The organism is Saccharopolyspora griseoalba (genome assembly GCF_042665275.1).
GTDB classification, from domain to species: domain Bacteria; phylum Actinomycetota; class Actinomycetes; order Mycobacteriales; family Pseudonocardiaceae; genus Saccharopolyspora; species Saccharopolyspora griseoalba.
Window position 1 is genome coordinate 864,472 of the sequence record NZ_JBHTCJ010000001.1, and the last position, 22,302, is coordinate 886,773.

The following is a 22,302-nucleotide window of genomic DNA, read 5'->3' on the forward strand; positions in this document are numbered from 1 at the left end:
CCGTCATTCGCCGAGGAAGGAGGTGACGAGCTTGCTCGCCGTGGCGCGAGCTTCGTGGAAGTAGGCGTGCCGCGCTCCGGGGAACACGTGCAGCCGGGCGTCGGGGATCCGCTCGGCCAGCAGCTCGGCGTTGCGGACCGGGGTGAGCCGATCCTCCTCGCCGTGCAGGACCAGGGTTTCGACCTGGATCTTCGGCAGCTCGTCCCAGGCGTCGTGCTCGTTGCTGGCGACCAGGTGCCTGCGCATCGCGTAGGCGGGCATCCTCCGGTCGCCCAGGACGGTGCGCGGCCCGTCGTGGTCGGCGAGCCAGTCGGGGCTGAACATCAGGTCGAGCAGCACTCCGGCCAGGGCGTGCGGATCGGGCTGGGCCAGCGAGCGTCGCACCTCGGCGGAGCGCTCGACGGCGTGCTCACCGCCGGGCGTGGTGCAGCCCAGCACCAGCTTGCGCACCCGCTCGGGGTGGTTGATCGCGACCCACTGCGCGACGCGACCACCCATGGAGGTGCCGTAGACGTCGGCGGCGTCGATCTCGAGCGCGTCCAGGACGGCGATGACGTCCTCGGCGAAACCCGGCGTGGAGTAGGGCTGGTCGGGTTTGCCGCTGTCGCCGGTGCCTCGGTAGTCGACGGTGATCGTGCGGTGCGTGCTGCGGAAGTCGTAGCGCACCTCGTCCCACCAGTGGTGGTCGTTGGCCTGACCGGCCAGCAGCACCAGGGGCGGTCCGCTCCCCTCGACCTGGTAGGCCAGCGGCGTCCCGTCCGACGCCTGGGTATGCCCGCGCATCAATCCCCTTCCCCGAGCACCGTTGCCTCCACCGAGCAGACCTTAACCGGCGGCACGCGCGCCCGGAGCGAGCAGGCACCACTCCGGCGGAACCACTCCCGCAGCCGATCTGCTGATGCCGTTTCTTTCCCCTTCATGCCGTACCATCAGCCCTGATGCAGGACGATATGTACTCCGTCGAGCAGGTGGCCGCGCTGCTCGGCTTGCACGTGCGCACCGTGCGCAGCTACATCCGCTCGGGCCGGCTCAACGCGGTCCGGATCGGCAAGCAGTACCGGATCTCGCGGGCCGACCTGGAGCAGCTCACCGGCGCGCAGCACGCCGCCACGACGACCTCGGTGGAGGTCTCCAGCATCGTGCAGGTCGACGGGGTCGACCGGACCGCCGCAGACCGGCTGAGCACGCTGGTTCTCGCCGGTGTCACCGCAGGTCAGTCCGTCCGCATCCAGAGCGCCCACGACCAGGAGCGCAAGCGGCTCAAGCTGATCGTCCTCGGGCAGCCGGCCGAGACCGCCGAGGTGCTGCGCTTGCTCGACTCGGTCCTCAACGGCGACAACGACCTCCTCGCCACCGACACCGACGACTGACCTCCGGGCCCGCGCGAACCCGCAGCGCGCCGGGACTTCCCGGCAGGGGCTGCTCAGAGGTTGTCGATGATCGAGGCCACGACCTCGTCGGTCCGCGCTCGGCCGCTCACGTCCGGGGTCAGCACGCCCGCGCCGGTGGTCGCGTCGATGGCTCTGCGCACCCGGTCGGCCTCGGCCGGGTGCCCGAGGTGGTCGAGCATCAGCGCAGCGCTGCCGATGGCCCCGATCGGGTTGGCCAGGCCCTCGCCCGCGATGTCCGGGGCCGAACCGTGGACCGGTTCGAACATCGAGGGGAACCGGCGATCCGGGTTGAGGTTGGCGCTGGCCGCCAGCCCGAGGCTGCCCGCCAGCGCCGACCCGAGATCGGAGAGGATGTCGGCGTGCAGGTTGGAGGCCACGACCACCGAGAGGTCCTCGGGCTGCAGCACGAACTTCGCCGACATGGCGTCGACGAGCACGCTTTCGGTCGCCACGTCCGGGTAGTCGGCGGCCACGCGCTCGAAGACCTCGTCCCAGAGCACCATCCCGTGCTGCTGCGCGTTGCTCTTGGTCACCGAGGACACCTTGCTGACCTGGCGGGTGCGCGCGAGGTCGAAGGCGAAGCGCATGATGCGCTCGCAGCCCGTCTCGGTGAACAACGACGTCTGCAGCGCGACCTCGTTGCCCGGCCCCCTGCCGGACAGGTTGCGCCCGCCGAGCCCGGCGTACTCGCCCTCGCTGTTCTCCCGCACGACGATCCAGTCCAGCGGGGCGTCGTCGGCCTTCCGCAGCGGTGAGGTCACCCCGGGGTGGAAGCGAACCGGCCGGACGTTGGCCCACTGGTCGAAGTTCTGGCAGATCCGCAGCCGAAGGCCCCACAGGCTGACGTGGTCGGGGACGCTGGGCCAGCCGACCGCGCCGAAGTAGATGGCGTCGAAATCGCGCAGGGCCTCCAGCCCGTCCTCGTCCATCATCAGACCGGTCTTGTCGTAGTAGCCGCAGCCCCACGGGAACTCCGCCCAGTCGAACGAGAACCGGCCCCCGGAGTCGGCCGCCAGCGCGTCCAGCACGGCCCGGCCGGCCGCCACGACCTCGACGCCGACCCCGTCGGCGGGAATCGCGGCGATCCTGTGCACCACAGCGTCCGACATCGATCCACTCCCCTGCTCGCGGCACCAGCACCCCGAGTCAACGACGCGGAACGACGCGCGTCAACGCCGGGCGCGCGAACCCGCCCGGCCTCCGCGGACTTCCTCGGGTGCGCGTCCCAGATCGTGCCCCGCTCGTCGCGCGGTGAACCGACCCATGACCACCTCGGGCACGTCGGCCCCGACCGGGCTGGCCTGGACCGACTGCCCGCCCTCGTCGTTCGGGGCGTTCCAGGACGCTCCGCGGAGTTCCAGGTCCCGGCGTTCTCGCGGGCCCGCTCGCCGCCGCGCGGTCGGCTCCGTGACCTGGGCCTTGGTCGTTCTCGCCGCGGGCTTTCGCGGTCCTGAGGGGCACCACCGCGCGGCGGCTGTCGGCGGTGGAGGCGAGACTTGGGCGGTGGAGTCCGAGCTCGCCGAACTGGTGGCGCGCGACCTGGCCGAGGGCGTGCGGCAGCAGGTGGTGCGCGCGGTCGTGACTCGCGGTGCCCGGGTCCTGCTGCTGCGGCGCCCGCCGGGCGGCGCCCGGGGCGGCGTGTGGGAGCTGCCGGGCGGGAAGGTCGAGGCCGGCGACGCCGATCTGCTGCAGGCGCTGCGGCGCGAGGTGCACGAGGAGACCGGGCTGGAGATCACCGAGGTGCTGACCTACCTGGGCGCGCACGACTACACCACGCGGGACGGTCTGCGCGCGCGTCAGCACACCTGGAGCGTCGCGGTCGCCGGCGCGGAGATCCACCTCAGCGAGCACGACGCCTACGCGTGGGTGACCTCGGGCACCGACAAGCTCGAACCGCACGACCGCCGGCTGATCACCTCGCGCGGCAGCTCGCGCTGAGCACCGGGCTCACCGGCTTCCCCGGGAATCCGGGAAATTCCGGATCGATCATTCGCGGCATTCAGGGGTACCGGTTCGGCTCAACTCGATTTTTCCTGGCACGGAGCTGGAATCGATGCAGTTCGATCTCGTCCCCGAGCCGGAAGGAACGCCGCCATGCCCACACTGGACCCCGCACCGCGCCGGGCCCGGAGTCTGACCCTCGCCCTGGCCGGAGCCGGGGCGCTGATGTTCGCGCTGCCCCCGGTGGCCTTCGCCGAGCCGCCGACCGCGATCGAAGCAAGCGCCGCGGCCGAGGACGCCGAGTGGCAGCCCGCGTTCGACTACGACGGCGACGGCTGCTACCCCACACCGGCCATCGGCGCGGACGGCACCCTCGCTCCCGGCCTGGACCTCGGTGGTGCGGTCAACGGCGAGTGCCACGACAAGTCGGACCTGGACAACACCAACGCCTACTCGCGCTCGAAGTGCAACAACGGCTGGTGCGCCTACATCTACGACCTGTACTTCGAGAAGGACCAGGCCGTCGCCGGAAGCGGTCTCGGCGGGCACCGCCACGACATCGAGCACGTGATCGTGTGGGTCGAGGGCGACCAGGCCAAGTACGTCTCCACGTCCGCGCACGGGGACTACTCGACCTACCCGAGCGATCAGGTGCAGTGGGAGGGAACTCACCCGAAGATCATCTACCACAAGGACGGGGTGGGCACCCACGCCTTCCGGCTGGCCGGCGCCGACGAGCAGGCCGAGAACGATCACGGCACCTACCAGTACCCACCGCTGATCAGCTGGGACAACTGGCCGGACCAGGGGTTGCGCGACGCGCTGACCTCGGCGGACTTCGGCAGCGCCAGCCTGTCCATCGAGGACGGCGCCTTCAGCGACAACCTGGAGAGCGGCAAGCCGGAGGGCATCCCGTTCGACCCGAACGCCTGACCGCCGGGCCGGGAACCGGACTCCGAGCGAGCCCGGTTCCCGCCCCGCCGGTCACGCTCGGAACCCTGCGGTAGCCGCTGCCCGGGTGTCCTCGCGTCCCTAGCTCCGCCCGGGGATGTTGATCCGGTACTGCGCCATCTTGCGGTAGATCGTCGCGCGACCGACCCCGAGCTTGCGGGCGGCTTCCCCGGTCGTGGTGCCCGGTTCGGTCAGGCACCGGATGATCTCGTCGCGCTCGACCACCTGCAGCCTGCCCAGCGGGCGCCCCGGCCCCGCGAACACCTCCGGGGGCAGGTGATGCAGGTCGACGTGGTCGGCTCGGCCCGCGGCCTCGCGCACCACCTGGCGCAGCTGCCGCACGTTGCCCGGCCAGTCGTAGGAGGTCAGCGCGCGAGCGGCCGCCGAGCTGAAGCCGATCTCGCGACCCCGGTCCTGCTGGGCGAAGTGCCTCGCCAGCGGAACGATGTCGTCCGGGCGGTAGCGCAGCGGTGGAACCTCCACCACGTTGTCGATCAGCGGTTGGAGCTCCTCGGGGATCGCCGCGTCGGACTCGGCGGTGATCGCGTAGGGCTGCAGACCCGGCCCGCCGCGAACCCCGGCGAACAGGCCCGCCAGCTCGGTGGTCGCCCACGCGGGCAGCCGATCGGCGCCGGAGACGATCACGCAGGTGTCGTCCTTGCCCAGTTCCGGGGACCACAGGTCCAGCCAGTCGGCGACGTCGTCGGGGCCGGGGGCGCGGGCGTTGAGCACCCGTTCCCGGCGCAGTTCCCGGCGGACCAGCGATACCAGCGCGGTCTTGCCGGTGCCCGGCTCGCCGACCACCGCGACCGCCAGGCCGCGCCGGAACGCCGCGCGGGCTTCGGCGAAGGCGTTGCGCCATCCCGGCGTGAGCAGCGAAGCGGCCGGTGCGTGCTTCCGGTCGGCGTAGACGCGGAAGACCTCGCCGCGGGGCATCGGCTGCGGGCTGCGCCCTCCCCCGCGGGCGAGCATCAGGGACGTCGTGCTGCCCGCGGCCGCCTGCGCCAGCGCCAGCAGCAGCTCGGAGGCCGAATCCGACCAGGTGGTGAGGTTGACGCTGCCCGCGACCCCGCCGCTGAACGGGTCGAGCACCGGGGCCGCGGCGCAGGTGTAGCCGCGCAGTCCGGTGCAGTAGTGCTCGGTGGCCCGCACCAGCGAGGGCGCGCGGTCGGCCAGCGCCAGTCCGAGCCCGTTGGTCCCCGCGTTGCGCTCGGCGAAGTAGAAGCCGGGGGCCAGGTGCACCCGATCCAGCGAGCGGTTGATCGAGCTGTCCTCCGAGATCCTGCTGAGCACCAGGCCATCGGCGTCGGTGATCATCATGCTCACCGGCTCGTTGGCCAGCGTCGTCCGCAGGCCCCTCAGCACCTCGTCGCCGCACTCGTAGAGCAGCGATCCGGTGTCCACCGAGCCGGTGAACACCGGGCGCAGCTCGTCGGCGGCGAGCCCGTACCGCGCGCTGCGCCGCCAGGAGGCGCGCAGCCTGGGAGCGGCTTGGGCCGGTTCACCGGCCCGGCCGGCAACGCGGTGGTCGATGTCCATGTCGAGCCTCCCGGTGACGCGTCGTTGCGCCGACTGCGCTCCAGGGTAAGCACCTGCGCAACGCCGACCAGCACCTTCGCTGTCTCAAAGTGAGACACCGGAGACCTCCCCGCCCCCGCTCCCGGCCTCTAGCGTTCCGCTCCGACGTGCCAAGGTTGTCACGCGAGCGGAGGACCGCATGTACCGCAAGGACGGCGAGAGCTACTTCATCGTCGATGCCCACGTCGCGCTGTGGGACGCCCGTCCCCAGAACCGGCGCAACATCCACGGCAAGCAGTTCATCGACTGCTTCTACGACTACCACCGCAACCTCAGCCCGGAATCCGAGGTCTGGACCTACGAGGAGTACCTCTACCAGGGCGGCGAGCGGCTGATGCGCGATCTGTTCACCGAGGGCTACGTCGACCACGCGATCTTCCAGCCCGCCCTGCTGAGCGCGTTCTACCGCAACGGGTTCGGGCAGACCGAGGAAGCCTTCGCGCTGGCGCAGGCCCATCCGGACAAGCTCACCTACAACCACTGCTGGGATCCCCGCTTCGAGCAGGCCGGGCTCGACCAGCTGCGCCGGGACGCGGAGCGCTTCGGGCTCAAGGGGGTGAAGCTCTACACGGCCGAGTGGCAGGGCGACTCGCGCGGTTACAAGCTCGACGACCCGTGGTCCTACCGCTACCTGGAGGCCTGCCAGGAGCTGGGCATCCGCAACATCCACATCCACAAGGGCCCGACGATCCGGCCGCTGGACCGCGACGCCTTCGACGTGGCCGACATCGACAAGGTGGCCACCGACTTCACCGAGCTGAACTTCGTGGTGGAGCACTGCGGGCTGCCGCGGCTGGAGGACTTCTGCTGGATCGCCACCCAGGAGCCCAACGTGCACGCGGGCCTGGCGGTGGCGATGCCGTTCATCCACTCCCGGCCGCGCTACTTCGCGCAGATCATCGGGGAACTGCTGTACTGGCTCGACGAGGACCGGATCCAGTTCTCCAGCGACTACGCGATCTGGACCCCGAAGTGGCTGGTCGAGCGGTTCGCGGACTTCCAGATCCCGGAGGACATGACCGAGTACGGGCCGCTGACGGTGGACCAGAAGAAGAAGATCCTCGGGCTCAACGCGGCGCGGATGTACGGCATCGAGGTCCCCGAGGGACTCGGCCTGGCCGAGAAGGCGGGTGTCTGAGATGACCGCGGAGCTGGAGCGCGCCGCGTGGGAGGCGCTGGGCGAGGTGGTGGACCCCGAGCTGGACGAGCCCATCACCGACCTGGGTTTCGTGCGCTCGCTTCGGGTCGGACCGGCTGGTTCGGTGGAGGTGCACCTGCGCCTCCCCACGTCGTTCTGCGCGCCGAACTTCGCCTTCCTGATGGCCTCGGACGCCAAGGACGTGCTTCGGGAGCTTCCGCAGGTCGGCGAGGTGCGGGTGGAGCTCGACGACCACCACGACTCCGAGCTGATCAACCGCGGGCTGGCCGCCGACGCGGGCTACCGCGGCACCTTCGGCGAGGAGGCCGACGAGGACCTGGAGGAGCTGCGCGAGACCTTCCGCCGCAAGGCGCACGCCGCGGCGATGGAGCGGGCCCTGACCCGGCTGCTCCGGGCCGATCCGGACCTGCCGGAGGAGCAGCTGCACCGGATCACCGTCGCCGACCTGCCCGACGCCGCGCCGACCCGGGCGCTGCTGCGCAGGCGGGCGGCGATCGGCTTGAGCACCGCGCCGGCGGAACCGGTGCTGGTCGATCCGAGCGGCAGGCCGTGCGGTCCCGACGAGGTGCCGATGCGGCTGCGGATGGCCCGGGCCGTCCGGATCTCCATCGAGGGCAACTCCCACTTCTGCCGCGGGCTGCTGCGCACCCGCTACCCCGAACCGAACGTCGACGAGCGCGAACAGGAGCACGCGTCATGAGAGCAGTGCAGGTGGTCGGCTACCACCAGAAGATGCAGCTGACCGAGGTTCCCGCACCGGAGCCCGCGGACCCGTTCGACGTGGTGGTCAAGATCGGCGGGGCCGGGGTGTGCCGCACCGACGTGCACATCCTCGAAGGGCAGTGGGCCGAGAAGTCCGGCGTGACCCTGCCCTACACGATCGGGCACGAGAACGCGGGCTGGGTGAGCGCGGTGGGCAGCGCGGTCAGCAACGTCGCCGAGGGCGACAAGGTGATCCTGCACCCGCTGATGACCTGCGGGCTGTGCCGGGCCTGCCGGTTCGGCGACGACGTGCACTGCGAGCGCTCCCGGTTCCCGGGGATCGACACCGCAGGCGGTTACGCCGATTACCTCAAGACCTCGGCGCGCAGCGTGGTCCGCATCGACGACTCGCTGGAACCGGCCGGGGTGGCGGCGCTGGCCGACGCGGGCCTGACGGCGTACCACGCGGCGGCCAAGGCCTCGCGCGCGCTGCGACCGGGCTACCGGTGCGCGGTCATCGGCGCGGGAGGGCTCGGGCACATCGGGATCCAGGTGCTCAAGGCGATCACCGCCGCCGAGCTGATCGTGGTCGACCGCAACCCGGACGCGGTGCGGTTGGCCCGCGAGATCGGCGCAGATCACGGCGTGGTGGCCGACGGCACGCACGTCGAGCAGGTCCTGGAGCTCACCGGTGGTCACGGGGCGGAGACCGTCATCGACTTCGTCGGCGAGGGCGGCGCGACACGCGACGGGGTGGCGATGCTCCGCCGGGCGGGCGACTACCACGTGGTCGGCTACGGGGAGAACATCGACGTGCCGACGATCGACGTCATCTCGACCGAGATCAACTTCATCGGCAACCTGGTCGGCACCTACAACGACCTGTGCGAGCTGATGGCGCTCGCCGCCCGCGGCCAGGTGCGGCTGCACACGACGGAGTACCCGCTGGAGCGGTTCCAGGACGCCATCGACGACCTGGAGGCGGGCAGAATCCGCGGCCGCGCGATCCTGACTCCCTGAGGACGCGGATTCCGCGGGAATTCGTCGTCGCCGAGCCGTCGAATTCCCGCGGAACCCTCCTGTTGCAGAACGCCCCCGTTCTCCTCGAACGGGTGAAATGGGCCGCCGCCGCTCGGCGAGAATTCTCGAACGATTCAACCGTCGAAGGCGCGGACCGGCAGTCCGCGAACGCCGGGAATCGCGCGGAACACCGAGCCCGCCAGCGGGTGTTCGGCCAGATCGGTTTCGACCTGCGAAGTGGTGATGTAGAGCTCGTCGAGATCGGGGCCGCCGAAGGTGCAGGCGGTGACCCGCGGGGCGGGCACCTCGACGACCGCGGTCAGCTCGCCGTCCGGGCCGTAGCGGCGAACCGCTCCCCCGCCCCACAGCGCCACCCACACCCCGCCCTCGGCGTCCACGCACAGTCCGTCCGGGGCGCCATCGGCCGGCTCCACGCTCGCGAAGGGACGGCGCTCGCGCAGCTGCTCGCCGGTGTAGTCGAACACGTCCACGCGCTGGGTTGGCGTGTCGGCGTAGTAGGCGCGAGCCCCGTCGGAGGTCCAGTTCAGGCCGTTCGAGATGGTGATCTCGCCCAGCACCCGCTCGACGCGGCCGGTGGCGTCCATCCGGTAGAGCGAACCGGCTCCCGGGGACTCGTCGTAGGCCATCGACCCGCAGTAGAAGCTGCCGTCGGGGGCCACCGAGCCCTCGTTGAGCCGCAGGCCCGAGTCGGCGAAGAGCTCCGGCAGCAGCTCGATCTCGCCCAGCGCGTCGTCGGCGAAGGCGAAACCGCGCTCCAGCGCGAGCACCGCTCCTCCGGAGCTGCGCGGCCGCACCACCGCCGCGACCGCGCCCACGTGGTCGCGGCGGACCTCGCCGCTGCCGGCGTCGAGGGTCAGCACGTCCCCGGCGAGCATGTCCACCCAGCGCAGACCCGGCCACCCGTCGAACCACACCGGGCCTTCCCCGTGGTGCGCGATCGGGCCGGTGACCTGCTCCAACATGCGAACCTCCGCGCTTCAGGGGTGCAGCAGCACCTTTCCGGTAGGGGTCCGGGGATCGGCGAGGATCCCCAGCGCCCTCTCGGCATCCTCCAACGGCAGCTCGTGCGTGATCAACGGTTCCGGGTCGAGCAGTCCCGCGGAGAACGCGCGGACCGCGTGCGACCAGGCCTTCGAGGAGGCGCCGAACACGGTGTGCACCGTGACCGCCGCGGCCACCAGGTCCGCGGGCGGAAGCGGATCGGCGTCGTCGTGCGCCAGGCCGGTGAGCACCGTGCGGCCGCCCCGGCGGGTGAGGTCGACCGCCAGGCGTCCGGTGCCCGAGGCGCCCGCCGCCTCGACGACCACGTCGAAGCTGCCCGCAGCGAGCTCGGGGGCGGTGAAGCCCGCGGCGCCGCACCGCTTCGCCAGGTCGGCGCGTTCCTCGCGCGGGTCCACGACCGTGACCTGGGCCCCGGCGGCGGCGAGCAACTGCACCGCGAGCATGCCCAAGGTCCCGCCGCCGACCACCGCGGCGCTCTCGCCGGGGCACGCGGCGGCCTTGAGCGCGGCCGCGGCCATGCAGGAGGCCGGCTCCAGCAGCGCCGCGGCTCGCAGGTCGGCGGCGTCGTGGAGCACGTGCAGCAGCCGGGCGGGCAGCAGCAGGTGATCGGACCAAGCTCCGGGCTGGGTGAAGCCGGTCTCGTCGTAGTCCGAGGTGCACAGCGTGGTGTCCCCGTCCAGGCAGGGCCGGCAGCGGCCGCAGTAGCGGAACCCCTCGCCCACGACCTTGCGCCCGGTCAGCGCGCGGTCCACGCCGGGACCGACGGACCGCACCGTGCCGGACCACTCGTGCCCCGGCACGACCGGGTAGCGCACGAACGCCTCGGGACGGGTCCCCGCGTGCAGCTCCAGGTCCGAACCGCAGATGCCCGACCAGGCGACGTCGATCAGCACCTCGCCGTGGCCGGGCTCGGCCGGTTGAGCGGGCACCACCCGCAGCCGGCCGGGTTGGTCGACTCGGATCTCGCGCGACATCGCAAACCTCTCCTCCGGGAACACTCGATCGAGGGTGCTCATCGCGAACACGAGTTGTCGAGGGATTTCACCCATCGCCGAACGCGAACCGCCCCCGACACCGCGGGTTCCGCGGACGGGGGCGGCGCGGTGGTCGGCTCAGCGGGCCAGCGCTTCGGCGATCTTCGGGGAGACCGCGTCGACGGCGTGCATCATGCCGTGCGCGGTGCCCGCCGAGAAGGCCTGCGAGAGGTCCTCGCTCAGCACCACCGAGCGCCCCTCGCGCACGGCGGGCACCGACCGGAACATGCGGTCGTCCCGGATGTCCTGGGCGTCGACTCCGATCGGGAACATCATCGCCAGGTCGGCGTCGAAGAGGTCCATGCGCTCCGGGGAGACGTTGACGAAGAACTTCTCGCCGGCCAGCCGCTGGATCTCCGGGGAGTTGGTGAAGCCCAACCGACGCATGAACTCGACTCGCTGGTCGCCCTCGACGTAGGCCCCGTAGGCGTTGGTCATCTTCGCGCCGACGGCCACCGCCTTGCCCGCGAACTCGGGGTGCGCGGCCTTGGCCCGGGCGAACTTGTCCTCGACCTGCTGGTGCAGCGCCTGCGCCTCGGCGGTCTTGCCCAGCGCCTTGCCGATCAGGTCGAGCTGCTGGTCCCAGGTCGTGGTGTAGGACTCGGCGCCCTCCGGGATGCTCACCACCGGCACGCCCAGGCGGGAGAGCAGGTCGTAGCGGTCCTTCTCGCCGCTGGCGCGGGTGTCCAGGATCAGGTCGGGCTTGAGCGCCGCGACCTTCTCCACGTTGACCTCCATGGTGCCCAGCATCACCGGAGGCGTGGTGTAGCGCTTGTCCTTCGGCAGCCAGGACGGCACGCCGTCGCCGCCGACCGGCAACCAGTCGGCCGCGCCGACCGGCTGAACGCCGAGCGCCAGGGCGGTTTCGGCGTCTCCCCAGCCCAGCGCCACGACGCGCTCCGGCCGCTCGGGAATGGTCACGTCACCGAACGCGGTGTTGACGGTGACCGGGAACGCCCCGTCGGGCGAGGACCCCGCGGGAACCGGCTCGGGTTGCGACGCACCGCAACCGGCCAGGGCGAATCCCAACAGGACCGTCAGGAGGACGCTCGACGTCCGCAACCAGCGCATTTCCACACCCCAAAAGCGTCAGTAAAGTGCGCCTAACCTAACCAACGCCCCCGAGAGCGACAAGACCGCCCCGCGTTACCCGGCCGCACCGCCGGAACACGGAGCGCAAACGAGCGAACTCCCCGTTTACCTGGGAGGATCAATCCAACACGGAGGGCTGATCACACCTCGGAAGAACGGGCTCCGAAAGCGCGCGATGTGCCCTCCCCCACGGAGGTCAGGTATCGAACGTATATCGGATTCGCCTAATCAAGGCCCGAGAGGAACCAACCAGGACTAGTCTTTTCGACCGCTTCCAAATTGGACGCGGCGCGACGACGGGCCGCTGGTGCAAACCGTCGAGTTAGGTGATCACGTGATCAAGAACTATCTGAGAGAGCATACGAACCCGCCGGTATTCATCTTCTCCGGGATCGTTGCTGTGGCCTTCGTGCTCTGGGGAGTCGTCTCCCCGGGGACGATGTCGACGGTCGCCTCCGGCGTGAACAGTTTCATCACGACGAACTTCGGCTGGTTCTACATCATCAGCGCCAGCTTCTTCCTGCTGTTCGTCGTGGTGCTGCTGTTCACGAGGTGGGGCACGATTCGCCTCGGCCCGGACGACTCCAAGCCGGAGTACTCCAACCAGGCGTGGTTCGCGATGCTGTTCACCGCCGGCATGGGCATCGGCCTGGTCTACTTCGCGGTCAGCGAGCCGGTGACCCACTACCTGGAGCCGCCGACGGGCCAGGGCAGCACGCCTGAGGCCGCCGAGCAAGCGATGAACCTGACATTCTACCACTGGGGCCTGCACCCGTGGGCCATCTACATCGTGCTGGGGCTGGCGCTGGGCTACTTCGCCTTCCGCAAGGGCCTGCCGATGCGTCCGGCCTCCGCGCTGTACCCGCTGATCGGTGACCGCATCTACGGCTGGGTCGGCCACGTGGTCGACGTTCTGGCGGTGTTCGGCACCCTGTTCGGCCTGGCCACCTCGCTGGGCCTCGGCGGCCAGCAGGTCGGTGCCGGGCTGGAGACGCTGTTCGGCGTGCCCAACAGCACGGTGCTGCAGATGCTGCTCATCCTGGGCATCACCGCCATCGCGGTGGTCTCGGTGATGCTGGGCATCGACAAGGGCATCCGGAACCTGTCGCTGATCAACCTGTGGCTGGCCTTCGTCCTGATGCTGTTCGTGTTCTTCTTCGGGCCCTCCGTGGACCTGTTGAACTCGCTGGCCAGCAACGTCGGCCACTACATCCAGCAGCTGCCGCAGACCAGCTTCGAGACCTACCCGAACGACCCGGAGGCCCGCGAGTGGCAGGCCGGCTGGACGCTGTTCTACTGGGGCTGGTGGATCTCCTGGTCCCCGTTCGTCGGGATGTTCATCGCGCGGATCTCCTACGGCCGCACGATCCGGCAGTTCATCATGGGCGCGCTGTTCGCCCCGGTCGGCGCCTCGATGGTGTGGCTGTCGATCTTCGGCAACTCCGCGCTGGACCTGCTGCGCAAGAACCCGAACAACCCGCTGGCCGAGGCCAGCTCGGAAACGGCGATGTTCTCGCTGTTCAACCAGCTCCCGGTGCACGGCATCGCCACCATCCTGGCGTCGGTGCTGGCGATCGTGGTCGTGGTGCTGTTCTTCGCCACGTCCTCGGACTCCGGCTCGCTGGTGGTCGACATCCTGACCAACGGCGGCGACCCGCACCCGAGGTGGCAGCAGCGGCTCTTCTGGGCCGTGCTGGAAGGCGTCATCGCGGCGGTGCTGCTCGGCGCCGGCGCGGCCAGCGGTGAGGACGCGCTGTCGGCGCTGCAGACGGCGGCGATCGTGACCGGCCTGCCGTTCTGCGTGGTGCTGCTGGTGGTCTGCTTCAGCTTCACCAAGGCGCTGGTCTCCGAGCGCGTCACCGTCGACGTGGGCCCGGGCCCGCAGACCAAGCTGCGCCAGGCCGCTGCGCGGACGACGGCCTCCAAGGAGGCCAAGCACCGCTCGGAGGACTCCGAGGAGTCCTGATCCCGAGGTGATCGAGCGGAGCGGGCCCCGGATCCGAGATCCGGGGCCCGCTTCGCTGTTCGCGCCCGCCGGCGCGGGCGCGAACAGCGCAAGGCCCCGGCCGCCTGTGTCGATCGGCCGGGGCCTTGCGCGCCGACGACGGATCGGCGCGATCGAGCCTATGGAGGCTCCACCTGGAAGGCAACACCGCGGCGCGCGGAAAATGTCGGATTCGTCGATCGGGCGCGTCACTCCCGCGGTGGCGCGGAGCACGCTCACCGGGTATGTTTAAGTCATTCGACTGACTTATTTGGGGGAACGCGCCGTGACGCCGAGCAGCGAGGTGCCCACCACCGCGATCGACCGGGAGCGCAGCGGGTTCGCCCCGGCGCCGGACCTCACCGCGGTGCGCCGGGGCGAGGGAATCGTCCGGGTCCCCACTCCGTTCGGCCCGCCCGCGTGGCTGCTGACCCGGCACGAGGACGTGCGCCGGATGCTCGGGGACGCCGAGACCTTCCGCAACGGCTGGAGCACCGAGGACCTCGCGGGCGGCGCGACCCGCGACCCCAGGCAGCTCTCCGGCGAGCGCAGCGGCAACCTGCTGTCGATGGACCCGCCGGAGCACAACCGGCTGCGCCGGATGCTCACCCGCGAGTTCACCGCGCGGCGAGTCCGGCGGCTGGAGCCGCGCGTGGCCGAGATCGTCGAGGACCACCTCGGCGCCATGCAGCGCCAGGGCCCGCCCGCCGACCTCGTCGCCCAGTACGCGCTGCCGATCCCCTCGCTGGTGATCTGCGAGCTGCTGGGCGTGCCCACCGCCGACCAGGGCGAGTTCCAGGAGCGCACCCGCCGCCAGCTGGACACCACCGTCGGCGAGCAGGAGAATGTCGCCCTCGGTCGCGAGATGCTCGCCTACATGACCGGGCTGGTCGAGCAGGCGCGGAGGCGGCCGGGCGAGGACCTCATCGGCGTGCTCGTCCGCGAGCACGGATCCGAGCTCACCGACGCGGAGATCATCGGCATCGCCAACCTGCTGCTGGTGGCCGGGCACGAGACGACTTCGAACATGCTCGGCCTCGGCGCGCTCGCCCTGCTGCGCCATCCCGACCAGCTGGCGATCGTGCGCGACGAGCCCGAGCAGGTGCCCGCAGCGGTCGAGGAGCTGATGCGCTGGCTGAGCGTGGTCGGCGGCGGTTCGCCCCGGATGGTCGCGCGCGACGTGGAGTTCGGCGGTGTCGCGATGCGCCGCGGCGACCTGGTGGTGGTGGACCTGCCCGCGGCCAACCGCGACCCGGGGCTGGTCGAGGATCCCGAGCGCCTCGACGTCACCCGCGCCCAGTCGCCGCACGTGGGATTCGGCCACGGCATCCACCACTGCCTGGGCGCCCCGCTGGCGCGCGCGGAGATGCGCATCGCGTTCCCCGCGCTGCTGCGCCGGTTCCCGGACCTGCGGATCGCGGTGCCCTTCGAGGAGGTGGTCTTCGCCCGCACCAAGGCGATCCACGGACTCGAGGAGTTGCCGGTCACGTGGTGAGGTCCTCTCGGTTCGGCGCGCCGACGAGCGCGAAGTGGAACGTCCGGCGGCTCAACGAGGCGAGCCCGCTGCGCGGGTCCAACGGAATCGCGTTCGGTCCGGACGGACGCCTGCACGTCGCCCAGTTCCTGGCCGGACGGATCAGCGCAGTGGAAACCGCGACCGGCCGGGTCGAGGTGGTGGTGCCGGCGGCGGGGCCGGTGCGGGCGCCCGACGACCTGGCCTTCGGCGCCGACGGTTCGATGTACGTCGCCGACATCACCCCCGGCCGGGTGTGGCGGCGCTCCCCCGACGGGCAGTTCTCCCTGATCTCGGACCAGCTCCGCGCGCCCAACGGGATCACCTGCGTCGGCGACCGGTTGTTCGTCAACGAGATGTGCCCGCAGGGGCGGGTTCTCGAACTCGTCCCCGGCCGCGACCCGGTCGTGCTTGCCGAGGGCCTCGCTTTGGGGAACGCGATGCAGCAGGGCCCGGACGGGCTGCTGTACTACCCGCACATGGTCACCGGCGAGCTGTGGCGGGTGGGCATCGACGGCGGTGCCCCGGAACTGGTGGCCACCGACTTGCACGAACCGGTGGCCGCGCGCTTCGACCGCGCGGGTCGGCTCGTGGTCCTCTCCCGGGGCGAGGAGGGCATCCTGACCTGGCTCGATCCCGACACCGGCGCGCGCGAGGTGCGGCGCACCGGGATCCCGGGCATGGACAACGCCGCCTTCGACCCGGACAACCGCATGCTGGTGTCCAGCTACGCCTGCGGCGGGATCGCGCTGGTGGAACGAGCGAGCACGCGCACCGTGGTGCCGTGCGGGCTCAGCGGTCCGCACGGCGTGGTCGCGGACGGGTCCGGAGAGGTCCACGCCGCCGACCACTTCCGGCTGGCCTCCGGGGAGCTGTCCACCGGGGGTGTGCTGCAGCAGCGCACCCGGGGCGCCTGCCACGGCGTGGCGGCCGGCGGCGGGCTGCTGCACCTGACCGCCGCGACCGGCGAGGTGCGCAGCTTCGATCCGGCTTCGGGCACCGCGCGGGTGCGCGCGACGGGGTTGGTCGCACCCCTGGGCATCGCGGAGTTCGGCGGGGATCTGGTGGTCGCCGAGTCCGGGGCCGGGCGCGTGGTGCGCATCGGCGCCGATGACGCGGTGTCGACGCTGGCCGAGCTCCCCCGACCCGTCGGGGTCGCCGTCGACGCCGGGGGAAGGTGCTACGTCACCGACGAGTACCTGGGCGCCGTCGTCGCGATCGACGCGGGCTCCGTCGAGACCATCGCCGACGGCCTCGACCGGCCCCAGGGCGTGGCCCTGCTCGGCGAGGAGGTCTTCGTCGTCGAGGTGGGCGCGCGGCGGTTGCTCTCGATCGCGCCGTCCACCGGTGCGACCGGGGTCGAAGCCGAGCACCTGGCCGTGGGCGGGCCGATCGAGCTGGAACGGGACACCCCTGCGCCGCAGGCGTTCCCGCCCGCGCGCCCTCGCGCGTTCGCCGGGATCGCCGGAACCCCGGACGGGGAGCTGCTGCTGTCCGCCGACGGGGAGGGGACCGTCCTGCGGCTCGCGCCGCGCGCGGAGACCTGAGAGGCGCCACCGGCCGCGAACCGCTCGCGGCCGGGTGGGCGCCCCGCTCGGCGAGGCGCCCACCCGCGAGGGTCCTCAGTGGATGTGCGAACCGCCGTTGACGTCGTAGGTGGCGCCGGTGACGTATCCGCTGTCCGGGCGGCAGAGGAACTCGATCAGCGAGGCGACGTCGGCCACGTCGCCCGCGCGACCGGCCGGGATGTCCGCCACCATCGCCGCCTTGCGCTCGGCGGGCAGCTTGCCCGCGGTGATGTCGGTGTCGATCAGGCCCGGCGCCACCGAGTTCACCGTCACGCCGTTCGGACCGAGCTCGCGGGCGAGCGCGCGGGCGAAGCCCAGCAGCGCGGCCTTGGCGGCCGAGTAGGCGACGCCGCCGAACACGCCGCCGCCCCGTTCGGCCGAGACCGACGAGAGGTTGACGATGCGGCCGAACCCGCGCTCGGCCATGCCCGGCGCGATCCGCTTGGTCACCAGGTAGCTGCCGCGCACGTTGACCTCGAAGATCCGGTCCCACTCGGCGTCGTCGACGTCGAGGAACCGGGTCGGCGAGGTGATGCCGGCGTTGTTCACCAGCGCCCCGATCGGCGAGAGCTCGGCCTCCGCGGTGGACACCGCCGCGTGCACGCCTTCGCGGTCCGTGACGTCGCACTGAACGCCGATGGCGCGCACGCCGTTTCGCTCGGAGATGTCCCTGGCGGCGTCCTTGGCGCTGCTCTCGTCGACGTCGAAGACGGCGATCTCCCAGCCGGAAGCGGCCAACCGGTGGGCGGTTCCCCGGCCGATGCCGCGCTGCGAACCCGCTCCGGTGATCACCGCGGTACGAGTGGTGGTCATGCTTCTCCGCTCCTCACAGCTCCGCGCGCACGCGCGCCTTGATCGAATCGACCGACAGCCCGTAGCGGTCGTGCAGCGTCGGCAGGGCGCCCGCGGCCAGGAATTCGTCGGGCAGGCCGATGGGCACGACGCGCTTGGCGGTGCCGCTGAAGGCCAACGCCGAGGCGACCGACTCGGCGAGACCGCCTACCACCGTGTGGTTCTCCAGGGTCACCACCAGGCGATCGCCCGCGACCTCGCGCAGGATCCGCTCGGTGTCCAGCGGCTTGATGGTCGGAACGTGCAGCACCGCGACGTCCAGGCCGTCGCCGGCCAGCTGCTCGGCGGCCTGCAGCGCGCGCATGGTCATCAGGCCGGTGGAGATCAGCAGCACGTCCCGGCCGGTGCGCAGCTCGGCGGCCTTGCCGAGCTCGAAGCGGTAGTCGTACTCGTCGAGCACGGTGGGCACCGCGCCGCGCAGCAACCGCAGGTAGGTCGGACCGGGTGCGGCGGCCAGCTCGGGAACCGCCTGCTCGATGTCCACCGAGTCGCACGGGTCCACGATGGTCAGACCCGGCATCCCGCGCAGGATCGCGATGTCCTCGGTCGCCTGGTGGCTCGGGCCGTAACCGGTGGTCAGGCCGGGCAGCCCGCCGACGACGTTGACGTTGAGCCCGGGTTCGGCGATGTCCAGGCACAGGAAGTCGTAGGCGCGGCGGGTGGCGAACACCGAGTAGGTCGAGGCGAACGGGACCAGCCCGACCTCGGCCATGCCCGCCGCGGCGCCCAGCAGGGCCTGCTCGGCCATGCCCAGCTGGAAGAACCGGTCCGGGTGGGCGTCCCGGAAGACGTGGATGTCGGTGTACTTGGCCAGGTCCGCCGACAGCCCGACGATCTCGGGCCGCTGCTCGGCCAGCTCGGCCAGCGCCCGGCCGAACGGCGCGCGGGTCGTGCGCTGCCCCTCGTCGGCGAACGAGGCGATCATCGCCGAAGTGGTCAGGCGCTTCTTCGTCGCGGTCACGCGCGCACCTCCAGAGCTTCGCGGGCTTGCGCCCATTCGTGTTCGGCCACCGGCATGAAGTGCGCCTTCTCCCGCTCCTCCAGGAACGGCACGCCTCGACCCACGCGCGTGTCGCAGATCAGCACGCCGGGGCTGCCGCGGTGTTCGCGCAGCTCGTCGAACCCGTCCACCAGGGCGCCGATGTCGTTGCCGTCCACGCGGATCGCGTGCCAGCCGAACGCCTTCCACTTGTCGACCAGCGGTTCGGTGCGCAGCACACCGGTGGTGGGTCCGTCCGCCTGCAGCCCGTTGACGTCGACGATCGCGGTGACGTTGTCCAGCCCGTGGTGGCTGCAGGCCATCGCGGCCTCCCACGTGGCGCCCTCGTCGATCTCCCCGTCGGAGAGCAGGTTGTAGACCCGGGCGGGATTGCCCTGGTGCCGCAGCCCGAGCGCCATCCCCGCCGCCACGCCGAGGCCGTGCCCCAGCGAACCGCCGGAGATCTCCATGCCCGGCGTGTAGGAGGCCATGCCCGACATCGGCAGCCGGGACTCGTCGGATCCGTAGGTCTCCAGCTCGGAGACCTCGACGACCCCGGCCTCCGCCAGCGCCGCGTAGAGCGCGATGGCGTAGTGCCCGATCGAGAGCAGGAACCGGTCGCGCTCGGGCCACTCCGGATCGTCGGCGCGCAGGTTCAGCTGGTCCCGGTAGGCCACGGCGAGGACGTCGGCCACGCCGAGCGCCTGCCCGATGTAGCCCTGGCCCTGCACCTCCCCCATGTCCAGGGCGTACCGCCGGATCCGGTGTGCCGACTCCTCGAGCCGGCGGATTCGTTCAGACAACTGCGATTTCCTCCTTCACGTCCGTGCCGCGCGGCACGGCGCGGTCCTTCGCCCCGGCTCGCGCTCTCGGCGGCGGGCCCTGCGAGGCGCCCGCCGCGCGGACCCGCCTCCGCGGACTGGAACGAACCACTGCACCCCCTCCAGGCTGTCGACTGTTAACAGTCAACAGTTGTGGGGCAGTTTGCGTCCCATCACGAGGGCTGTCAAGAGCGCGCGGGCGGACCGATCAGGCGGTCGTGGTCAACCGCTCGGCGGCTTCGCTCATGTGCTCGTCGAGCACGGCGCGCGCGGCCGCCGCGTCCCCGCGCCCGATGGCCTGCACGATCGGGCGGTGGTGCTCGGCGGAGGTGCTCAAGGCCCGCTCGCCGGCCGTCGCGCTGACCACGACGACGCGGGTGGGGCCTTCCAGGTGCTTCCAGGACTGCAGCAGCATCGAGTTGCCGGAGAGCTCGCACAGGCGCGCGTGGAAGCCGAGGTCCGCCTCGATGCGCTCCTCCAGGCTCTCGGCCCGTTCGAGGGCGCCCAACGCCTCCTCCAGCCCGGCCACGGCCTGCTGCGCCCGGCCGGAGGACACGATCTCACCGACCGCGAGCCCCTCCAGCGCGCCGCGCACCCGGTAGAGCTCGCGGACCTCGTCCGGCGAGAGGCTGCGCACCATCAGCTTGCCGCGCACGCCGGGAGCGACCAGGCCTTCCTGCTGCAGGTGGCGCAGCGCCTCGCGCACCGTGCCGCGGCTGATCGACAAGTAGGAGGCGATCTCGACCTCGCCGAGGTGGTCGCCCGGCCCGTAGCGCCCGGACAGGATCGCCGAGCGCAGCGCCGCCAGCGCCTGTTCGCGCAGCGTGGAACGTTCCAGACTGGGCAGTGGCTCGGCTGTCATGGACCCGATGATAGCTACCTGTCGACAGTCAACCGCAGAAGCCGCTCCCCCGGTCGTCGCTCGCGTCGGCGGGCCGGAGGGTTCCGGTCCGCCGGCGCGAGCGAGATCAGCTGGTCGGGCGCGGCTCGCCCGGGTAGTAGCCGAAGGACCAGAGATTGCCCTCGGGATCGCGGATCGCGAACTCGCGGTTGCCGTAGTCCTGGTCCTGGATGTCGAGCACCATCTCCACGCCGCGGGCCCGCAAGCGCTCGTAGAGCGCGTCCGGATCGGCGGTCACGACGTACATCCCCGCGGTCCCGGGTTCCCTCGACCAGGCGCGCCCGGGCTTGTGGGAGCCGAGCATCACCCCTCCCCCTTCGGGCCAGTCCAACTGGGCGTGGGCGACGTCGTCGCCGTCGGCGTAGGCGGCGGTCTTGACGAACCCCACCTCGTCGACCAGGAAATCGATCAGCTCGTGCGCGTTCTTCGCCTGCATGGTGGGCCACACGGTCGGCGCGGGCCTGCTGTTCGGTGCGTTCATACCGCCAAGTCTGCGTTGGCCCACGCACCCGCGGCTTGGACGTTTCGGAGCTCTCGCTCGATCCAGGTGGTCGGGGTGGTGCCCGCGTACTGCCGGAAGTCGCGCACCAGGTGCGAGTGGTCGAAGTAGCCGCAGGCGTGGGCGACCGAGGACAAGTCGGGCCGCGCTCCGCCGCGCACCGCGAGCGCGATGCGGCGACGGGCGTGCTCGAAGCGCATCAGCCGGGACAGCGCCTTGGGCGCGAGCCCGACCTCAGCCTTGAACAGCGCGTTGAGCTGGCGCTCCCCCAGGTGCACGTGCCGAGCCAGCTCGCTCATCGAACCGTTGCCGCGGTGCCAGGCGATCCACCGCCACGCCTCGGCCACCTCCGGCCGCGGTGATGCCGGCTGCTCGGCCGTGCGGCTGCGCAAGTGCTCGGCGAGCGCGGTGAACCGCTGGGACCAGGTGGGCAGCTCGGCGAGCCGTTCGCGCAGCAGCTCGATCCGCGGGCCCAGCACCTCGCGGGCGTCGAACGCCTGCTCCCGCAGCTCGGCGGCGGGCGCGCCCAGCAACGCTCGCACCGCCAGCGGGCGCACCGCGAGCTGGATGCCGGTCTGCACCCTCGGCTGGAGCAGGTGCGCCGGGCGGGTGTGCAGGCCGCCCAGCACGATCGAGGCCGACCGGGCATCCGTCCCGCGCTCGCAGAAGCCCGAGACGACCGGCTCGTCGAAGGTGAGCACGAAGGTCACCGCGGGCGAGGGCAGGCCGAGGTGCGCGACGGGTTCGGGCAGCTCCGAGCGGTACCCGACCGCGGAGACCACCGCCTCGGGCACCAGGTTCCGGGGCTCGACGAACCGCCACTGCTCAGCCACGCCGCCATTGTGCGCGCGAATCCCGACGACGACAGCGGCGCGAGGTCAGCCCTCGTCGTCGGGACGCTCCTCGGCCAGCCGTTCGTCGAGGCTGCCGCCTTCCCGCTGCTCGCGGGGCGTGGGCCGCTCTCGCGCGGTCTGCGACCAGCCCTCCGGCGGCTCCACACCGCGTTCGAGCGGATCGGTGCCGAGCTCGTCCTCGTCCAGGTCCTCCGCGGACTGCAGGTTGGCCGGGTCCTCCGGCTCGTCGGGCTCGGTCTCGTTTGGCGTGGGCGTGGACGCGTCCAGCGGATCCGACATGGCCCCTCCCCTATCCTGTCCTGCCCAGCCGGGCGGCGACGGTGTCGAGGAGTTCGGTCCAGGACTTCTCGAACTTCTGGACTCCGTCGGCCTCCAGCACGGCGAAAACGTCGTCGAGGTCGATACCGGCCTCGCGGAGCTGGTCGAAGACCTGCTGGGCC

Annotated in this window: 22 protein-coding genes and 1 pseudogene; 9 read left to right on the forward strand and 14 right to left on the reverse strand. The window is 71.5% G+C overall.

Translation table 11 applies throughout. The annotated features are described in order from the left end of the window. Positions 1 to 3: 3 nt before the first annotated feature. Positions 4 to 783, reverse strand: coding sequence for an alpha/beta fold hydrolase (locus tag ACFQRI_RS04040; protein WP_380664495.1), 780 nt, complete (start codon positions 781 to 783; stop codon positions 4 to 6). A 155-nt stretch (positions 784 to 938) separates the two neighbouring features. Here ACFQRI_RS04040 and ACFQRI_RS04045 point away from each other — a divergent pair, with 155 nt between their 5' ends. Continuing rightward, positions 939 to 1,370 (forward strand): helix-turn-helix domain-containing protein, encoded by a 432-nt coding sequence (locus tag ACFQRI_RS04045; protein ID WP_380664497.1) that lies wholly within the window; start codon positions 939 to 941, stop codon positions 1,368 to 1,370. A gap of 53 nt (positions 1,371 to 1,423) precedes the next feature. Here the strand turns inward: ACFQRI_RS04045 and ACFQRI_RS04050 are convergent, their stop codons facing one another. Then, positions 1,424 to 2,500, reverse strand: coding sequence for a tartrate dehydrogenase (locus ACFQRI_RS04050; RefSeq protein WP_380664499.1), 1,077 nt, complete (start codon positions 2,498 to 2,500; stop codon positions 1,424 to 1,426). A 394-nt stretch (positions 2,501 to 2,894) separates the two neighbouring features. Between ACFQRI_RS04050 and ACFQRI_RS04055 the strand changes: the two genes are divergently transcribed. Together ACFQRI_RS04055 and ACFQRI_RS04060 are read left to right on the forward strand one after the other, a co-directional pair. Beyond that, positions 2,895 to 3,329: an NUDIX domain-containing protein gene (locus ACFQRI_RS04055; protein WP_380664501.1), complete on the forward strand. Its 435-nt coding sequence runs from the start codon at positions 2,895 to 2,897 to the stop codon at positions 3,327 to 3,329. A gap of 156 nt (positions 3,330 to 3,485) precedes the next feature. After that, on the forward strand, positions 3,486 to 4,265 hold the full coding sequence (locus ACFQRI_RS04060) for an NPP1 family protein (RefSeq protein WP_380664503.1): 780 nt from the start codon (positions 3,486 to 3,488) through the stop codon (positions 4,263 to 4,265). A 99-nt stretch (positions 4,266 to 4,364) separates the two neighbouring features. Here the strand turns inward: ACFQRI_RS04060 and ACFQRI_RS04065 are convergent, their stop codons facing one another. Next, positions 4,365 to 5,822, reverse strand: coding sequence for an AAA-type ATPase lid domain-containing protein (locus tag ACFQRI_RS04065; RefSeq protein WP_380664505.1), 1,458 nt, complete (start codon positions 5,820 to 5,822; stop codon positions 4,365 to 4,367). Between the two features lie 178 nt (positions 5,823 to 6,000). Here ACFQRI_RS04065 and ACFQRI_RS04070 point away from each other — a divergent pair, with 178 nt between their 5' ends. From ACFQRI_RS04070 to ACFQRI_RS04080, 3 genes are read left to right on the forward strand one after another with little or no spacing between them, the layout of a single operon-like run. Next, positions 6,001 to 6,999: an amidohydrolase family protein gene (locus ACFQRI_RS04070; RefSeq protein WP_380664507.1), complete on the forward strand. Its 999-nt coding sequence runs from the start codon at positions 6,001 to 6,003 to the stop codon at positions 6,997 to 6,999. Position 7,000: 1 nt separating this feature from the next. Beyond that, positions 7,001 to 7,720: a metal-sulfur cluster assembly factor gene (locus ACFQRI_RS04075; protein WP_380664510.1), complete on the forward strand. Its 720-nt coding sequence runs from the start codon at positions 7,001 to 7,003 to the stop codon at positions 7,718 to 7,720. Next, entirely contained in the window at positions 7,717 to 8,742 is a 1,026-nt protein-coding gene (locus ACFQRI_RS04080; protein WP_380664512.1) for an NAD(P)-dependent alcohol dehydrogenase, read from the forward strand. Before ACFQRI_RS04075 ends, ACFQRI_RS04080 begins: the two co-directional genes overlap by 4 nt. Positions 8,743 to 8,876: 134 nt before the next feature. Here the strand turns inward: ACFQRI_RS04080 and ACFQRI_RS04085 are convergent, their stop codons facing one another. The 3 genes from ACFQRI_RS04085 to ACFQRI_RS04095 form a co-directional block, all read right to left on the reverse strand. Continuing rightward, positions 8,877 to 9,725, reverse strand: a complete 849-nt coding sequence (locus ACFQRI_RS04085; protein ID WP_380664515.1) for an SMP-30/gluconolactonase/LRE family protein — start codon at positions 9,723 to 9,725, stop codon at positions 8,877 to 8,879. Between the two features lie 15 nt (positions 9,726 to 9,740). Next, positions 9,741 to 10,739, reverse strand: a complete 999-nt coding sequence (locus ACFQRI_RS04090; protein WP_380664518.1) for a zinc-dependent alcohol dehydrogenase — start codon at positions 10,737 to 10,739, stop codon at positions 9,741 to 9,743. Between the two features lie 138 nt (positions 10,740 to 10,877). Beyond that, a complete protein-coding gene (locus ACFQRI_RS04095) occupies positions 10,878 to 11,870 on the reverse strand; it encodes an iron-siderophore ABC transporter substrate-binding protein (RefSeq protein WP_380664520.1) in 993 nt (330 codons plus the stop codon). Between the two features lie 421 nt (positions 11,871 to 12,291). Between ACFQRI_RS04095 and ACFQRI_RS04100 the strand changes: the two genes are divergently transcribed. From ACFQRI_RS04100 to ACFQRI_RS04110, 3 genes are all read left to right on the forward strand, one after another. After that, positions 12,292 to 13,857, forward strand: coding sequence for a BCCT family transporter (locus ACFQRI_RS04100; protein ID WP_380664522.1), 1,566 nt, complete (start codon positions 12,292 to 12,294; stop codon positions 13,855 to 13,857). A 304-nt stretch (positions 13,858 to 14,161) separates the two neighbouring features. After that, positions 14,162 to 15,370 (forward strand): cytochrome P450, encoded by a 1,209-nt coding sequence (locus ACFQRI_RS04105; protein ID WP_380664525.1) that lies wholly within the window; start codon positions 14,162 to 14,164, stop codon positions 15,368 to 15,370. After that, positions 15,364 to 16,935 (forward strand): NHL repeat-containing protein, encoded by a 1,572-nt coding sequence (locus ACFQRI_RS04110; protein WP_380664527.1) that lies wholly within the window; start codon positions 15,364 to 15,366, stop codon positions 16,933 to 16,935. The genes ACFQRI_RS04105 and ACFQRI_RS04110 overlap by 7 nt, the downstream gene beginning before the upstream one ends. 75 nt (positions 16,936 to 17,010) lie before the next feature. Here ACFQRI_RS04110 and ACFQRI_RS04115 read toward each other — a convergent pair whose 3' ends face one another. The 8 genes and pseudogenes from ACFQRI_RS04115 to ACFQRI_RS04150 form a co-directional block, all read right to left on the reverse strand. After that, positions 17,011 to 17,769, reverse strand: a complete 759-nt coding sequence (locus ACFQRI_RS04115; RefSeq protein WP_380664529.1) for an SDR family NAD(P)-dependent oxidoreductase — start codon at positions 17,767 to 17,769, stop codon at positions 17,011 to 17,013. A 13-nt stretch (positions 17,770 to 17,782) separates the two neighbouring features. Next, positions 17,783 to 18,769, reverse strand: a complete 987-nt coding sequence (locus ACFQRI_RS04120) for a transketolase family protein (RefSeq protein ID WP_380664531.1) — start codon at positions 18,767 to 18,769, stop codon at positions 17,783 to 17,785. Continuing rightward, positions 18,766 to 19,590 carry a transketolase gene (locus ACFQRI_RS04125; RefSeq protein ID WP_380664533.1) on the reverse strand — a complete coding sequence of 275 codons (825 nt, stop codon included), beginning with the start codon at positions 19,588 to 19,590 and terminating at the stop codon, positions 18,766 to 18,768. Before ACFQRI_RS04125 ends, ACFQRI_RS04120 begins: the two co-directional genes overlap by 4 nt. Before the next feature lie 226 nt (positions 19,591 to 19,816). Continuing rightward, positions 19,817 to 20,470, reverse strand: a complete 654-nt coding sequence (locus tag ACFQRI_RS04130; protein WP_380664535.1) for a GntR family transcriptional regulator — start codon at positions 20,468 to 20,470, stop codon at positions 19,817 to 19,819. Between the two features lie 106 nt (positions 20,471 to 20,576). Beyond that, positions 20,577 to 20,990: a VOC family protein gene (locus ACFQRI_RS04135; protein ID WP_380664537.1), complete on the reverse strand. Its 414-nt coding sequence runs from the start codon at positions 20,988 to 20,990 to the stop codon at positions 20,577 to 20,579. Beyond that, positions 20,987 to 21,841, reverse strand: a complete 855-nt coding sequence (locus ACFQRI_RS04140; protein ID WP_380664539.1) for an AraC family transcriptional regulator — start codon at positions 21,839 to 21,841, stop codon at positions 20,987 to 20,989. Before ACFQRI_RS04140 ends, ACFQRI_RS04135 begins: the two co-directional genes overlap by 4 nt. 45 nt (positions 21,842 to 21,886) lie before the next feature. Next, positions 21,887 to 22,141 carry a hypothetical protein gene (locus tag ACFQRI_RS04145; RefSeq protein ID WP_380664540.1) on the reverse strand — a complete coding sequence of 85 codons (255 nt, stop codon included), beginning with the start codon at positions 22,139 to 22,141 and terminating at the stop codon, positions 21,887 to 21,889. A 10-nt stretch (positions 22,142 to 22,151) separates the two neighbouring features. Next, positions 22,152 to 22,302, reverse strand: a pseudogene (locus ACFQRI_RS04150) (transaldolase); the annotation flags it as partial.

Coding starts and splice junctions, on each gene's coding strand:
- ACFQRI_RS04085 (WP_380664515.1), bottom strand. CDS start 9,725: ATGTTGGAGCAGGTCACCGGCCCGATCGCGCACCACGGGGAAGGCCCG.
- ACFQRI_RS04145 (WP_380664540.1), bottom strand. CDS start 22,141: ATGTCGGATCCGCTGGACGCGTCCACGCCCACGCCAAACGAGACCGAG.
- ACFQRI_RS04080 (WP_380664512.1), top strand. CDS start 7,717: ATGAGAGCAGTGCAGGTGGTCGGCTACCACCAGAAGATGCAGCTGACC.
- ACFQRI_RS04095 (WP_380664520.1), bottom strand. CDS start 11,870: ATGCGCTGGTTGCGGACGTCGAGCGTCCTCCTGACGGTCCTGTTGGGA.
- ACFQRI_RS04070 (WP_380664507.1), top strand. CDS start 6,001: ATGTACCGCAAGGACGGCGAGAGCTACTTCATCGTCGATGCCCACGTC.
- ACFQRI_RS04115 (WP_380664529.1), bottom strand. CDS start 17,769: ATGACCACCACTCGTACCGCGGTGATCACCGGAGCGGGTTCGCAGCGC.
- ACFQRI_RS04090 (WP_380664518.1), bottom strand. CDS start 10,739: ATGTCGCGCGAGATCCGAGTCGACCAACCCGGCCGGCTGCGGGTGGTG.
- ACFQRI_RS04050 (WP_380664499.1), bottom strand. CDS start 2,500: ATGTCGGACGCTGTGGTGCACAGGATCGCCGCGATTCCCGCCGACGGG.
- ACFQRI_RS04060 (WP_380664503.1), top strand. CDS start 3,486: ATGCCCACACTGGACCCCGCACCGCGCCGGGCCCGGAGTCTGACCCTC.
- ACFQRI_RS04135 (WP_380664537.1), bottom strand. CDS start 20,990: ATGAACGCACCGAACAGCAGGCCCGCGCCGACCGTGTGGCCCACCATG.
- ACFQRI_RS04065 (WP_380664505.1), bottom strand. CDS start 5,822: ATGGACATCGACCACCGCGTTGCCGGCCGGGCCGGTGAACCGGCCCAA.
- ACFQRI_RS04040 (WP_380664495.1), bottom strand. CDS start 783: ATGCGCGGGCATACCCAGGCGTCGGACGGGACGCCGCTGGCCTACCAG.
- ACFQRI_RS04130 (WP_380664535.1), bottom strand. CDS start 20,470: ATGACAGCCGAGCCACTGCCCAGTCTGGAACGTTCCACGCTGCGCGAA.
- ACFQRI_RS04075 (WP_380664510.1), top strand. CDS start 7,001: ATGACCGCGGAGCTGGAGCGCGCCGCGTGGGAGGCGCTGGGCGAGGTG.
- ACFQRI_RS04045 (WP_380664497.1), top strand. CDS start 939: ATGCAGGACGATATGTACTCCGTCGAGCAGGTGGCCGCGCTGCTCGGC.